Annotated in this window: 18 protein-coding genes; all 18 read right to left on the bottom strand. The window is 37.7% G+C overall.

Annotation, left to right across the window (positions count from 1 at the left end):
• Window positions 1–6: 6 nt before the first annotated feature.
• The 18 genes from fliQ to fliF all read right to left on the bottom strand — a co-directional run bounded on the left by fliQ (window position 7) and on the right by fliF (window position 13,393).
• The gene (fliQ, locus tag ACPLVE_RS00465) at window positions 7–264 is read right to left on the bottom strand and encodes a flagellar biosynthesis protein FliQ (protein ID WP_424609160.1); all 258 of its coding nucleotides are present in this window, start codon (window positions 262–264) and stop codon (window positions 7–9) included.
• Window positions 265–287: 23 nt separating this feature from the next.
• The gene (gene fliP, locus ACPLVE_RS00460) at window positions 288–953 is read right to left on the bottom strand and encodes a flagellar type III secretion system pore protein FliP (protein WP_424608837.1); all 666 of its coding nucleotides are present in this window, start codon (window positions 951–953) and stop codon (window positions 288–290) included.
• Window positions 953–1,297, bottom strand: a complete 345-nt coding sequence (gene fliO, locus ACPLVE_RS00455) for a flagellar biosynthetic protein FliO (RefSeq protein WP_424608835.1) — start codon at window positions 1,295–1,297, stop codon at window positions 953–955. Before fliO ends, fliP begins: the two co-directional genes overlap by 1 nt.
• Before the next feature lie 11 nt (window positions 1,298–1,308).
• Window positions 1,309–1,668 (bottom strand): response regulator, encoded by a 360-nt coding sequence (locus ACPLVE_RS00450; protein ID WP_424608833.1) that lies wholly within the window; start codon window positions 1,666–1,668, stop codon window positions 1,309–1,311.
• An 18-nt stretch (window positions 1,669–1,686) separates the two neighbouring features.
• On the bottom strand, window positions 1,687–2,778 hold the full coding sequence (gene fliY, locus ACPLVE_RS00445) for a flagellar motor switch phosphatase FliY (RefSeq protein WP_424608832.1): 1,092 nt from the start codon (window positions 2,776–2,778) through the stop codon (window positions 1,687–1,689).
• A complete protein-coding gene (gene fliM / locus ACPLVE_RS00440) occupies window positions 2,771–3,763 on the bottom strand; it encodes a flagellar motor switch protein FliM (protein ID WP_424608830.1) in 993 nt (330 codons plus the stop codon). Before fliM ends, fliY begins: the two co-directional genes overlap by 8 nt.
• A 15-nt stretch (window positions 3,764–3,778) precedes the next feature.
• The gene (locus ACPLVE_RS00435) at window positions 3,779–4,186 is read right to left on the bottom strand and encodes a flagellar basal body-associated FliL family protein (RefSeq protein WP_424608828.1); all 408 of its coding nucleotides are present in this window, start codon (window positions 4,184–4,186) and stop codon (window positions 3,779–3,781) included.
• Window positions 4,187–4,198: 12 nt separating this feature from the next.
• The gene (locus tag ACPLVE_RS00430) at window positions 4,199–4,393 is read right to left on the bottom strand and encodes a flagellar FlbD family protein (protein ID WP_424608826.1); all 195 of its coding nucleotides are present in this window, start codon (window positions 4,391–4,393) and stop codon (window positions 4,199–4,201) included.
• Between the two features lie 46 nt (window positions 4,394–4,439).
• The gene (gene flgF, locus ACPLVE_RS00425; RefSeq protein WP_424608825.1) at window positions 4,440–5,681 is read right to left on the bottom strand and encodes a flagellar basal-body rod protein FlgF; all 1,242 of its coding nucleotides are present in this window, start codon (window positions 5,679–5,681) and stop codon (window positions 4,440–4,442) included.
• A gap of 78 nt (window positions 5,682–5,759) precedes the next feature.
• The gene (locus ACPLVE_RS00420) at window positions 5,760–6,089 is read right to left on the bottom strand and encodes a TIGR02530 family flagellar biosynthesis protein (RefSeq protein WP_424609159.1); all 330 of its coding nucleotides are present in this window, start codon (window positions 6,087–6,089) and stop codon (window positions 5,760–5,762) included.
• Between the two features lie 30 nt (window positions 6,090–6,119).
• Entirely contained in the window at window positions 6,120–6,515 is a 396-nt protein-coding gene (locus ACPLVE_RS00415; protein WP_424608823.1) for a flagellar hook capping FlgD N-terminal domain-containing protein, read from the bottom strand.
• Window positions 6,516–6,531: 16 nt separating this feature from the next.
• Window positions 6,532–7,737, bottom strand: coding sequence for a flagellar hook-length control protein FliK (locus ACPLVE_RS00410; RefSeq protein WP_424608822.1), 1,206 nt, complete (start codon window positions 7,735–7,737; stop codon window positions 6,532–6,534).
• A gap of 15 nt (window positions 7,738–7,752) precedes the next feature.
• Window positions 7,753–8,331, bottom strand: coding sequence for a MotE family protein (locus ACPLVE_RS00405; protein WP_424608820.1), 579 nt, complete (start codon window positions 8,329–8,331; stop codon window positions 7,753–7,755).
• Between the two features lie 12 nt (window positions 8,332–8,343).
• A complete protein-coding gene (gene fliJ / locus ACPLVE_RS00400; RefSeq protein ID WP_424608819.1) occupies window positions 8,344–8,787 on the bottom strand; it encodes a flagellar export protein FliJ in 444 nt (147 codons plus the stop codon).
• Between the two features lie 5 nt (window positions 8,788–8,792).
• Window positions 8,793–10,106 carry a flagellar protein export ATPase FliI gene (gene fliI / locus ACPLVE_RS00395; protein ID WP_424608817.1) on the bottom strand — a complete coding sequence of 438 codons (1,314 nt, stop codon included), beginning with the start codon at window positions 10,104–10,106 and terminating at the stop codon, window positions 8,793–8,795.
• Window positions 10,099–10,863, bottom strand: a complete 765-nt coding sequence (locus tag ACPLVE_RS00390; RefSeq protein ID WP_424608815.1) for a FliH/SctL family protein — start codon at window positions 10,861–10,863, stop codon at window positions 10,099–10,101. Before ACPLVE_RS00390 ends, fliI begins: the two co-directional genes overlap by 8 nt.
• On the bottom strand, window positions 10,856–11,863 hold the full coding sequence (gene fliG / locus ACPLVE_RS00385; protein WP_424609157.1) for a flagellar motor switch protein FliG: 1,008 nt from the start codon (window positions 11,861–11,863) through the stop codon (window positions 10,856–10,858). Before fliG ends, ACPLVE_RS00390 begins: the two co-directional genes overlap by 8 nt.
• A 9-nt stretch (window positions 11,864–11,872) precedes the next feature.
• Window positions 11,873–13,393: a flagellar basal-body MS-ring/collar protein FliF gene (gene fliF, locus ACPLVE_RS00380; protein ID WP_424608813.1), complete on the bottom strand. Its 1,521-nt coding sequence runs from the start codon at window positions 13,391–13,393 to the stop codon at window positions 11,873–11,875.
• Window positions 13,394–13,401: the final 8 nt, after the last annotated feature.

Here is a 13,401-nt window from a genome sequence, read left to right as displayed (position 1 = left end):
AGCACATCACTTAATAAAATTATTTATATTTAGAAAAAGCCTCTGCGTATAGTTTACAAGAGTTGTCAACATCCAGGGACCAAACAGTATCAAACTTAAAAGTACGGCTACAATTTTAGGTACAAAAGATAATGTTTGCTCCTGAATTTGAGTCGTAGCCTGAAAAATGCTTATTAAAAGCCCTACCCCAAGGGCTACTGCCAACATAGGGGTGGCCACTGTAAGAGCTACAGATAATGCCTCTCTTCCAAGGTCTACCGCCATGCTACTTGTCACTATTCATCCCCCTATCTAAAACCCAAAATAAGAGATTTTACTACTAAATTCCACCCATCTACCAGCACAAAAAGCAGCACTTTAAAAGGCAGTGAAATTAAAACAGGCGGCAGCATGAACATCCCCATCGACATCAGCACACTGGCTACAATTATATCTATCACTAAAAAAGGTATGTAAATTATAAAGCCTATCTCAAAAGCTGTCTTTAATTCGCTTATTATGAAAGCAGGTATGACAACTCTCATAGGGAGATCTTCTACTTTGTCTACCTGGATTTTTGCTATATTTACAAAAAGTGCTAAATCGCTTTGCCTGGTCTGCCTCAGCATGAAATTTTTCAAAGGTTTTTCTGCCCTCTCATAGGCTTCGTACTGGTTTATCTGCCCTTGCACATAAGGTTTTATGGCATTATCATTTATCTCATAGCCAACAGGTGCCATTATGTAAAGGGTGAGAAATAGAGCCAGCCCAATCAAAACCTGGTTAGGAGGCATTTGTTGAAGTCCCAAAGCATTCCTTAAGAAAGCCAACACGATAACTATTCTCGTAAAGGAAGTCATCATTATGAGTATAGAAGGCGCAAGAGTTAAAACTGTTAGTAAAAGTATAATCTGCAAACTAGTAGATAAATTAGAGGGAGAAGTAACAGATGATACTAAGTTGTTTAGATCCATTACTTATCACCGTCTTTTTTTAAGAATTTTCTAAATTTCTCTAAAGAAACGTTGAAATCTGAAGCAAAACTCTTTGATTTTTCGAAATTAAGCTTTTGTTCTTCTAGGTCTAATAAATAGGTTATACTGTTGTTAGTCACCCCGATTAATATGACTCTTCCTCCAACCCTCACGATGAAAAGTCCCTTGTCTCTTCCTAATGAAGCAAAATCTAATAACTCTATATTGTGGCTTTGACTAAATTTCACGGAAGCTTGCCCAATAAATCGAGTGATGTAAAAAGCAGCACCAATCACTAAGAAAAACGCCACCAAATACCATATAAGTTGAATCCAATAAGACACTCCAAAACGCCTCACTTCAATAATTTTTTGATGGCTTCTACTACTCTGTCGGGTTGAAAGGGCTTGACTATAAAGTCTTTCGCGCCCGCTTGTATAGCTTCTATTACCATTGCCTGCTGTCCCATAGCAGAACACATTATTATCTTGGCATTGGGATCTTTTGCACGAATTTCTTTTACTGCCTGAATTCCATCCATTTCCGGCATGGTAATATCCATTATGACAAGATCCGGTTTTTCCTGTACGTATTTTTCTACGGCCACTGCTCCGTTTTCAGCCTCTACAACACTCCCAAGGTTGTTTTTTGATATTATGTCTTTTATCATCATCCTCATGAAAGCAGCATCGTCCACAATCAATATTTTGCTCACAATGATTCCTCCTTGTCTTTATTCTATATTGCCAATTCTTTTGCTAGGATGAACGATATCTGTTATCCGCACCCCAAAATTTTCATCAATTACCACTACTTCTCCCTTGGCAATATATTTGCCATTTGCCAGTATATCCACGGGTTCACCTGCCAGCTTGTCAAGCTCTATTATAGAACCTTCTGTCAGTTCCAGTATATCCTTTATCAGCTTTCTGGTTTTGCCAAGCTCAACAGTGATAGTAAGGGGTACGTCCAATATCAAATCCAAATTATTCTTCTCTCCTTTCGATTCCTGTTGAGTTTCCTCATCAAAACTTTGGAAAACAACAGGACTTACGTGTACTTTTTCTTCCTTCTTTATGGCCTTTTCGCCAGCCATCTTTTCACCAGATTCTCCTTTACTATTTTTTTCTTCTACCGCCTTTTCGGCTGTTTGTAAAGAAGATGTGGCTGTGGCTTGTTGAAGGACGGTTTCCACAAGATTTTTAGCAAAATCAAAAGGAAGAAGTTGCATTATTTCACTGTCAATTATATCTCCTACCTCCATCTTAAAAGCAACTCTTACCACATCCCCATCAGGAAATGCTATGTCTTCTGGCAAGGCGGTAGAAAAGTCAACTATAAAAGCCTTTGGAGGAGATATATTTATCTTTTTATTCAGTAAGGTCGAAAGAGAGGTAGCAGCTGAACCGATCATCTGGTTCATTGCCTCACCAACAGCACTTAAGTGAAGTTCTGTTATTTCTCCCTCTTCTATGCGACCGTCTCCCCCCATCATCAGGTCTGTAATTTTTAGTACATCTTCCTTCTTGAGAATCAAAAGATTATGCCCTTTTAAACCTTCGGTATATTCTACCTGTACTCCCACATAAGGGATATTGAATTCTTCCTTTAATTCATCCCACGAAAGCACTGAAACTCTTGGGGTCGTTATTGTCACCTTATTTCTCAAAAGCGTATAAAGGGTCGTAGCGGAGGTGCCAAAACTTATATTCCCAATTTCTCCCAATATATCTTTTTCCTCATCCGTAAGCTTCTTTTCTTCGCTGTTTTCCTGCAATCCCTTTAAAAGCGCATTTATTTCTTCTTGCGACAAAAACTCATTCACTTTCTTCATCTCCTTTGTAAACAACTTCTGTTATTTTTACACTGTATCTTCTCCCTTTAATGCCAGGTATGCCTCGTAGTTTAACTTTCTTATCTATTATTACATCTATAGGTTCATTGTATTTTTTGTCTAACATTACCACGTCTCCCACCTCAAAGTTTAAAAGGTCTTTTACTGTAACAGTAGCACGGCCCAATTCAACCGTCAAAGGAATATAGGTTTTATCGATTTTTTCTTTTATCAATTCAGGATTAACTCTTTCCTCCTTTTTCATACTTGAAAACCAGAACTTTGTAGTAAGTTTTGGAACTATCGGCTCCAGTGTCAAGTGGGGCATACAGAAGTTCAATATTCCCTCTGTTTCATTTATTTTTACAGACAGAGTACATAAAGCCACTGTCTCATTGGGAGAGATGATCTGGGCAAACTGGGAATTGGTTTCCACTCTCATGAGGGAAGGAGTAAGCTCAATTATATTGCTCCATGGTTCCTGCAATAAGGGCAATACTTGTCTCACAATCTTCGTAAGAAGATTTATTTCAATCTCTGTATAATCTCTATCTAGAAATTCTCCCTTCCCCATCCCTCCCAGAAGCCTATCAAGTATAGCATATGTGGTGTTGTTGTTAAGCTCCAGGAGGAAGGGCCCCTCTAGAGGCGATGCATCAATTATGGCAATAAATACGGGGTTATTTAGTGAATTACTGAATTCATAATAGGTTAATTGGTCTACAGAAATGACTGCTACATTTACAATTGTCCTGAGGTACCCCGAAAGAAAAGAGGTAAGAGACCTTGAAAAATTCTCAAATATCATCTGCAAAGTCCTCAACTGCTCTTTTGAAAACTTATTAGGGCGTCTAAAGTCATATGCACGTATCTTTTTTGCCTTTTTTTCTTCTACATTTTGTAAATTCTTTACTTCTCCTTGGCTAAAAGCCTTCAATAGCTCGTCTATTTCACTCTGAGAGAGTATTTCTGCCAAGAGGTACCCTCCTCCCTACTGCACAATAAAATCATCGAAATAAACATTCACTACTTTACCTTCGCCAATCAATTTATTTACCTCATTTTTTATGTCATTTTTAAGCATTTCTTGTCCTTGAGGCCCTTCTACCTCTTGTCCTGTCTTACTTCTTAAAATCCTTATTATGGCATCTCTTATCTGAGGAGTGTTTTCCTCAAGCTTTTTTACGACTTTTGGATCTGTGACTTGCAGCTCAACTACTACTTTTATAAATTTACCATCACCCTTTAAATTCGTGATAAATTCTCCTCCCGGGGAATAATTGTAGTAGGTTACCTCCGGCGTTTTATTAGGGTGAGCGAAATTGTTAAAATACACAAAAGCTACGCCAAAGGACAAAACCATAGCTATTACTACTATGAGTATAGTTTTTGTATTCATCATAACACCTCTTTACTCATTTTCTCCTGCAAAAATTTTTCTTTTGTATTCAATCACTTTTTTTACGACCTCTTCAGGTGTTTCTTTTACTACAATCTTTTTCCCTGTCGTAAGGCTTATGACCGTATCCGGTGTTTTTTCTATAGACTCAATGAGGTCAGCATTCAATACAAATTGCTCATCATTGAGCTTTGTAACGTAAATCATGTATTTCCTCCATCACGCCTGCTGGGAAAACCCAGCAGGCTAAATTTTATCTTTTCATGTTTACTAAGTCCTGAAGCATTTCATCAGAAACGGTTATCACTTTAGCATTGGCCTGAAAACCTCTCTGAGTCGTAATCATATCTACAAATTCATTGGCCAGATTGACATTTGACATCTCTAAGGTTCCAGGGTTTATGCTGCCTCTGGTACCACTTCCTGCTGCTCCTATCATGGGTTCTCCTGAGTTAACTGTATTTATAAACATCGTATTGCCTACCTTTTCTAAACCCATAGGGTTCTGGAAGTCAGCAAGAGCTATCTGCCCGATGACCTGCCTCCTTCCATTTGAATATATTCCAGATACAACTCCATATTTATCAATGTTTATGCTCTGCAAAGCTCCTGCTTCACTGCCATTTTTGCTCAATTCTCTAAGGTCTGTTTCTGTCGAGAACATTGTAAGCTTCGAAAGGTCAAGATTAACGGGTCCAATTGTCGCATTTGTATTACTTGTATTCATGTTAAAAGTTAGAGTTCCAGTAGCTGGCGTATTAGTATCTATCTTTCCATCAGGTCTAAAAGTGATTGTCCCTGAACCATCAACAGAAGAAATGTAAGGGTCCTGCGAAGTTACACTCCAATTCCAGTTATTAGCATCTTGCCTTGTAAAAGTTATTGTAGCTACATGGCTTCCACCCTGTGTGTCATACACAATTATATTGTAGCTTACACTCTGCCTTATTCCTGTAGAAGCATTTAAATTTCCACCTATCTCTAATTGAGTAGTAGTAGAGGGTTCCATCCCAAACCAATTTTTAAGGCTTATAGGAACTAAATTCCCTGTGTCGGTGTTTACGGTCTTTCCATCAGTCGACATCCAACCTAAGACCTTGTATCCATCAGGAGTAACAAGGTCCCCATGAGAGTCAAAGCTGAAATTCCCCGCCCTTGTATAAAGGATCGATTCTCCATTTGATACTATGAAAAATCCATTTCCATCAATTGATAAATCGGTTGGGTTGTCTGTTCTTTGAGCTCCTCCCCTTGTGAACAGCGTATCAATAGAAGCTATAGCAACTCCTAAACCAATCTGCTGAGGATTTGTTCCTCCTCCATTTCCATGAGGTGCAGAAGCTCCTTTTATGGTCTGGCTGAAAATCTCTTTAAAAGTCATCCTGCTCGCTTTATATCCCACAGTATTTACATTGGCAATATTATTTCCAATAACATCTAACCTTGCTTGATGGACCTGCAAACCTGAAATTGCAGAATACATCGACCTTAACATTCTTTCTCCTCCTTTTTTATTGGCGCTGCCCACCTTCTCAGTCACTCAAAGGTGGATGAGCCTCCGTTAAGGTCCAGCTCATATTATAACAGCACCATCTATATTTGTAAAAACACTGTTTTTTAACATGCTTTTATCCATTGCTGTTATTACTGTTTTAGATTTTAAATTCACTACAAAAGCTTTATTGTCCATTATTATAAGAGAGTCTTTTATTCCCTTGCTATTGGCTTTTTCAACTGCCTCTAAAAGCTTTTTGCGCTCTTCATCTGTAAGCTTGACGTTTCGAGTCTCCATCCGCAAAAGGGAATGCTTTGAAAATTTGAGCTCTGATAACTTTTCTTGAAAAACCTGATTGAAGTTTTCACTTTTATGGGGCTGAATACTCTTTACACTATGCTCATTTATGGGGCTAAAATTGACCTTCAAACTATCACCTCACTCAAAGACAGCTTTTACAGCATCCAACGGTACATCTAACCCTCTTACATTGAGAAAATACTGACCATTTTCTCTGTAGACTCCTTCAACTTTTCCAAAAACCTCTCTGTAGTTCCCATTTCCATCATTTATAGAGGCATGAATATTTTTCCCTATAAAAGACATAGCTTTTACAGAAGTAAAGCTTTCATTTAAGTTTTGCATTTGCTCTAAAGCCGAAAACTGAGCGAGCTGTGCTAAAAATTCCTTGTCATCTATAGGATTTAAAGGGTCTTGGTTTTTAAGCTGGGTCACCAAAAGCATCAGAAAATCATCTTTACCTAATTCATTTTTTGCAGCAGTTCTATTTTGACTAGAAATAGGTGGAAAAATATAATTTGTGTTTACATTCATTAAAATCCTCTCCTTTCTATGCCTTAAGGTCAAGATGTCCATCTTTCAAAGAGATACCCTGAGAAAAAGGCTCCACTTCTTCGGTCATCAAATAACTCCGTGAGGCAAACCTTCGAAAACCAGATGTGTCGTCATTGTCGCCGTGAGAATATTTTTGATAGTTTCCTTCCCCTGTGTATTGATATGTAAACTGGAAATTTCTATCTACAGTCACATTTACACTCTCAATTTTTATTCCCTTCAAATCCAGTTGTGCCTGAAGTAAAGACAAGTTCGATTCAATCTGGTGCTTTGTCTTTTCACTTTCTGTAATAATAGTTGCAACTACACTGCCATCTATTGACCTTAAGTTAATCTGAAGTTTCCCAAGTACTTCTGGTTTTAAATGCACAGTGACAGAAGAAAGGCCTTTAATTTTTGCGGCAAATACACTATCCACTACTTGCTGAAACAACTTATTTATGCTTTCATTTGTTTTATGAGCTGGTTCTTTTTTTAACCCCTCAAAAAACTTTCCTTTATTTTCTAAAAGAGTAAACTCCTGTTTTAAATCAAATCTGTTTTCCGTTGTTTTTTCTTCTTTTGTCTCTCCTTGAATAGGATTCATTCTCATGAACATCTTGGGCTTAAAAACCTTACTTTCAGGTTCTGTTTTATTTTCTACTGGAAAATTTTCCTCCATTAAATCTTTAGAAACAGGAGTTTTCGTGCTTTTTTCAATCGCAATTCTCATTTGTGTTTCAATATCTTTTGGAGAGAGCTGTATATGAAAGTTTTCCCTTAAAAATTCACTTATTTTTTTTGCAATCTCACTGAAGCCGTGGGTTCCGTTTTTCATTAAGTTTTGTAAGACGCTTTTTAATTTTTCCTCAACTTGTCCTACATCTAATTGAATTTTTTGCTCAGGTATATTTGACAATAGAAAAACCACATCCTCAACTATAAAAGGTAAAAAATCTTCTAATTTGCTTTTTTCGATGTTTTTCTCATGATTTTTACAGACTTTAATTTCGTCAATCCCGTCTTTTGAAAAAGATTTGCTCTTTTCCAATTGTGAAGGAAATACACCCAAAGCTTCTTCTTTTTTTTCGCCAGTAAGTTCCATTAAAAGGAAATCAAGAAAATTTATCTCTCCCTTTTCTGTTTCACCTCCTACTCTAATCTTCCCTTCCCCAAGTTTTAAAAATGGCAACAATTCTTGGACCGCAAGCTGTTCACTCAATTCCTCACCTCCTTTCTAAGGCACCATTGTGGCTTCTTTTAAGAGTATATTGGTTATTTTTGCAGCCTTTTCTGGTTTTAAAGCCTCTAGTATTTTTGAAGCGCTGTCTTTATTCATCGTAATAAGAACATTTATAATTTCTTGATCCGATAAATTGCCCAAAATCTCAGCGGCTCGCTGGGGATCCATATTTTGATAGTATGTAGCTATATCTTTTAAACTGTTTTGCCTACTCTCAAACTGCTGTTTCAAAAGAAGATTTTCACTTTTTAACTCCTCTATCTCTTTTTTTAGGCTTTCTATTTGAGCCTCCTGCTCCTTTATCTTCTGTTCGTTTTCTGAAATAATGGCCTCTTTTCTTTGTATTTCTTCATTCAGTTTTCCAATTATGGCGTCTTTATCCTCTCTGACAGAAGGAGAAACAACTCCCTTCAAAAAGGGAATGCTCGAAAGCTTTTTCGTGATGAAAGTCTGGCTTCCACCTACATTGAAAAACACCAAAAGGAAAGTGGAAATCACGATTAATATGAAGGCAAGAATTATGAATAATTTGACCTTTGGCCTTTTTACCTCCTGAACCTGTTCTTTTTGCATGGAAATATCCTCCTAATAGGATTTGGCGATCTTATAACTTATATGCTCATCTATGACTTTTGCTTGCTCCAGGTTTAAAAGGTACATATATTCAGAAAATCGTCTTTCCTTGAGATTTTCTAAGGCTTTTTTTTCTTTAGACAATCTTAGAAGTTCCTCTCTTACCTTTTCTGCTTCTTTCTCTAATTCAGAAATATAGTACTCCTGCATCTCAATCATCTTCCTAACTTTTCCCATATAAGCTTCTGCCTCTGCCAATTTGTACATCGTAGTCCCTGCTTCAATTTCCTGATTAAAATTTTCCATTACCTCCCGAAGATGTGTTTTTAACACTTCCAATTTTTTCTTTTCTCTATCTATTTCATTTAAAATTTTTGCTAAATTTTCCTTTTCAATTTTTTCTGATTGTTGTTTTAAGTTTAACACCGATTGAAGGCCGAACACAAATTTTTTCATCCTCATCACCTTTCAAGAGAGTTAGCTAAAAGTTTCTTAGTCGTTTCAAAATCATAAGCTTCATCTATTTTCTGCCTTAAAAAATTGTTCATTTTCTCATTGAGCTCAATAGCCTCATCAATTTTAGGATTGGTGCCAAAATTATAAGCTCCTATGTTTATAAGGTCTTCGGCTTCTATGTAAGTAGCTAAAATATCTTTGAATTTTGCTACAAGTTCTTTGTGTTCCTCAGTTATGATATCATTTATCACTCTGCTGACACTAGCCAATACATCAATGGCTGGATAATGATTCTTGTTTGCAAGCTTTCTTGATAAAACTATATGACCATCCAGTATGCCTCTCACGGCATCGGCGATGGGTTCATTCAGGTCATCTCCATCTACCAAAACAGTGTAAAGAGCTGTTATTGTTCCTTTTTTGGAAGAACCTGACCTCTCTAAAAGCTTTGGAAGCACAGAAAATACAGAAGGTGTATATCCTCTCGAAACAGGAGCCTCTCCTATTGATAAACCTATTTCCCTTTGAGCCATAGCAAAGCGCGTTATAGAGTCCATCATCAAAAGAACATCAAGCCCCTCGTCCCTGAAGTACTCCGCTATAGCAGTAGCAGTCATAGCTCCTTTTACCCTTACAAGAGCCGGGGTGTCGGAAGTTGCTACCACCACCACAGACCTTTCTAGTCCCTCTTTTCCTAAATCTTTTTCTATAAATTCATTCACTTCTCTTCCTCTTTCACCAATTAAGGCAATTACGTTTAAATCAGCTTTTGCATTTCTTGCCATCATACCAAGAAGAGTGCTTTTCCCAACACCACTTCCAGCAAAAATTCCAATTCTCTGGCCCTTACCACAAGTCAAAAGTCCATCTATTGCTTTTATACCAAGAGGCATTACTTCTTTTATTCGCTTTCTTTCCAAAGGGTCCGGTGGTGTATTATTTACAGGGATAGACTTCTCGTATCTTAAAGGTCCTTTCCCATCTATTGGATTGCCAAGCCCATCCAGCACCCTTCCTAAAAGTGATTTCCCCACATTGACTTTTAGAGTCTGTCCTGTAGCTATAACTTTACTACCGGGTCCAATCCCTTCCATATTTCCAAGAGGCATAAGATAAACTTTTTCGTCTTTAAAACCTACCACCTCTGCTAGCACTTCTTTCCCGTCAATCGTCTTTATGTGGCATATTTCACCTACGTTAGAAAGAGGTCCTACGCTCTCTATAGTAAGTCCTATGACCTGAGAAACTTTTCCATAGTATTCTACCAACCTTTTTTCCTTTAACACTTTTGAATACTTTTCTAGAATTCCGCTACTCATTTAACACACCTGCAAATAAACTTTTTAGAGTTTTTAACTGAGTGGTTACACCGGAGTTCACCACTCCAGAATTCGTCTCAATTATGCAGTCTCCCTTTCTCAATGAGAGATCTTTGACAATGTTTATCTCATCTAAAAGCTCCACGTCTTTCAAAATCTTGTCTTTATTTTTAAGACAGTATTCATAGTCATCTTCACTAACTCTCACAGTCACCTTATCGAAAGCGTTATAATTTTCCATTCCCTTTTTTATCAGGGTGAGTATCAAGTCCTTATCCTCTTCCACATGTCTGCCTACTATTTTTTCTACGGCTTCTAAAATCACATTTACCATTTCACTCTCTGCCGCCTTATATAATCTCTTTTTCTCTTCTAATATCTCATCTTTTAGGGCTTTTGCTTCCTCAATTAAAACTTTCGCCTTCTCTTCCCCTTTTTTATATCCTTCTTCATAACCAGCTCTGTAGCCGTCTTCGTATCCCTTTATTCGATATTCCTCTTCCAGCTCCTTAGCCCTTTTTTCCGCTGCCCTCAGCATTTTTTCAATGTCTTCTCTTGTTTTCGAAAGCACCTCTTTTTGAACCTGTTTAGCTCTTTCTATCATCTCTTTCGCTAGGGCAAGGTCATTTCTCGCCTCATGACTTTCTTTTTTCTCATCTGCATCCGTTTCAATATCTCTCCTTTTTTCAGGAACCACGAGTTTTAGGAAGAAAGGAGAGGAGATGGAAACTTCTTTTTCCTTATAATACCTATACAATAATCTCGTCCCCTCCTCCTCTTGAAATTACTATTTCGCCCGCTTCTTCCAGCTTTCGTATTATGTTGACAATTCTCTGCTGAGCTTCTTCCACATCTTTTAACCTAACAGGGCCCATGTACTGTATATCCTCTTTTATCATCTCTGCAAGGCGTTTTGACATATTGCTGTAGATAACCTTTTGCACTTCTTCGCTAGCACCTTTTAAAGCAAGAGCAATATCGTGATTGTCTACCTCTCTTAGCACTCTCTGTATAGACCTCGAATCCAGTGTAACAATATCTTCAAATACAAACATTCTTTTCTTTATTTCTTCCACAAGTTCTATATCTATCGTCTCTAGCGTATCCAAAATGTTCTTCTCTGTACTCCTGTCGACAGAGTTAAGTATATCTACAATAGTTTGAATTCCGCCTGAAGAAGTATAATCCTGAGTAACAAGAGAAGAAAGCTTCCTTTCCAGAATCCTCTCCACCTCTTTTACCACTTCAGGAGAGGTGCTTTCCATTTTTGCAATTCTCATTGCTACTTCTGCCTGCAGTTTCTCAGGCAAGGAAGAAAGAATTGCGCCCGCCTGTTGAGGTTTTAAATAGGATAAAATCATTGCTATCGTCTGAGGGTGCTCATTCTGTATGAAATTGAGAACTTGAGAAGGATCTGCTCTTCTTATGAAGTCAAATGGTCTTACCTTCAAAGAAGAGGTCAGTTTATTGATTATCTCAAAAGCCTCTTGACTACCTAAAGCCTTTTCCAAAACGGTTTTTGCATATTCTATTCCGCCTTCTATTATGTATTCCTGTGCAATGCACATATTATAAAACTCGTCTATTATCCTCTGTTTTTCTTCAGGGGTGAGATTTCTTATGCTGGCAATCTCTAATGTTAACTGCTCTATTTCTTCTTCCCTCAAGTGCTTGTATATTTGAGCGGAAAGCTCCGGACCTAAAGCTATAAGAAGCATTGCACTTTTTTGTCTACCAGTTAAAGAACCTCTTGCCATAATCATCACCTACTCTTCGTTAAGCCATGTTCTTATAAGTTGTACCACTATATCTGGCTTTTCTTTTATCAATTTTTCTATTTGCTTCTTCTTTTCATCCCTTTCAGTTATCACTATCTCTTCGACAGGCTGTGCTGTAGCCAGTGTTTCCTCTTCAGCAGCAGCAATAGCTTCTTCTGGTTTCCTTCTTCTAGTCATTATAAAAGCTAACAAACCTCCTCCCAAAGCTACTGCAGCTATAATAGCCCAAAGGTAAACAGGTACACCTTGTGCTACTTTCTTCTGGGCCTGCATTGCCTTTAGCAAATCCTGGTTAAAAGGAATTCCCTGCACCGAGACTTTTACATTGTTACCTCCTGCAGCATTTTTAACTAAGTCCGTGATTTGCTGCTGCATAGAAGTATTTAGAGACTTATTTACAACAACGGCAACCGATATGTCCTCTATTTTCCCTTGAGCTTCTTCAAGCGTCGTCTTGATCTGATTTATTTCATAATTTATAGTAGTCTCCGTTTTGTCATAACTGGAGGTATTATTATTTTGTGCAGAAAGTGCTCCACTTCCTGGTGGGGTAGCTGAAGCGGTTCCTGTAGGGCTGCCGCTCTGTGAACCTGTGGCCTTTTCTTTTAATTCCTGCACACTCCTTATAATTCCTTTGTTATCATTGCCCTGAACAGGAACATATTCGATTCTGTCTTCTGTTTTTTTGTCAAAATTTAACCTTACACTTGCTCTAACTACTACATTGCCTGGACCAAAAACCTGTTCTAAAAGGGTCTGAAGGCTGTTTTGCAGTTCTTCCTGAACCTTTTTTTGAAGGGCAAACTGATTAGTGGCATTTTCTGCAATAGAGTCGTTTTCTGGTATCAAAATCTTTCCAGTACTATCAATTACCGTAACGTTCTCCGGTTTCAATCCCTCCACACTTTTTGAGACGAAATCCACTATTCCTTTGACTTGAGAAGGGGTAAGAGTAGCACCCGGCTTCAAAGTGAGGAGGACTGCAGCCGTAGCTTGGGTAGTATTTGTAGAAAGCACAAAAGCGTTTTGATCAGGAACCACAATGTTTACAATAGCATCCTCTACACCTTCTATAGTCTTTAAAGAGTTTTGTATCTCATTCTGCACAAAATACAGATACTTCTGCCGCCTTTCTTGGTCTGTTGTTGAAAGAGAATTGTTCATCGCTTCTTGGAAACTGAATCCCCCTTGTGGGATTCCCTCTGTTGCCAGTTTCATTCTTATTTCATCTTTATACTGAGCAGGAACTAAAATTGTGGTTCCATTATCCGATAATTTATATGGGACTTTAAATTCACTCTTCAACTTTTCTACCACTATTCCAGCATCTTTTAAGCTCAAATCAGAATACAACACCACGTAATTAGGTCTATTGGCTATGTATACAAGTAAACTTATGCTTACAAAAATGAGAATCGCTATAACTGTAAGCTGTATTTTTTGTCTCTTGTCAAACTTATTCCATAGGTTTAAAAGCTGTTCTTTAAAATTGGAGATAGCTTGTGGCATTGATTCAC

This window comes from Caldanaerobacter sp. (assembly GCF_049701115.1).
Taxonomy (GTDB): Bacteria; Bacillota; Thermoanaerobacteria; order Thermoanaerobacterales; family Thermoanaerobacteraceae; genus Thermoanaerobacter.
Note: the sequence above shows the minus strand (reverse complement) of the source record. Positions and strands in the feature narration are given on the sequence as shown.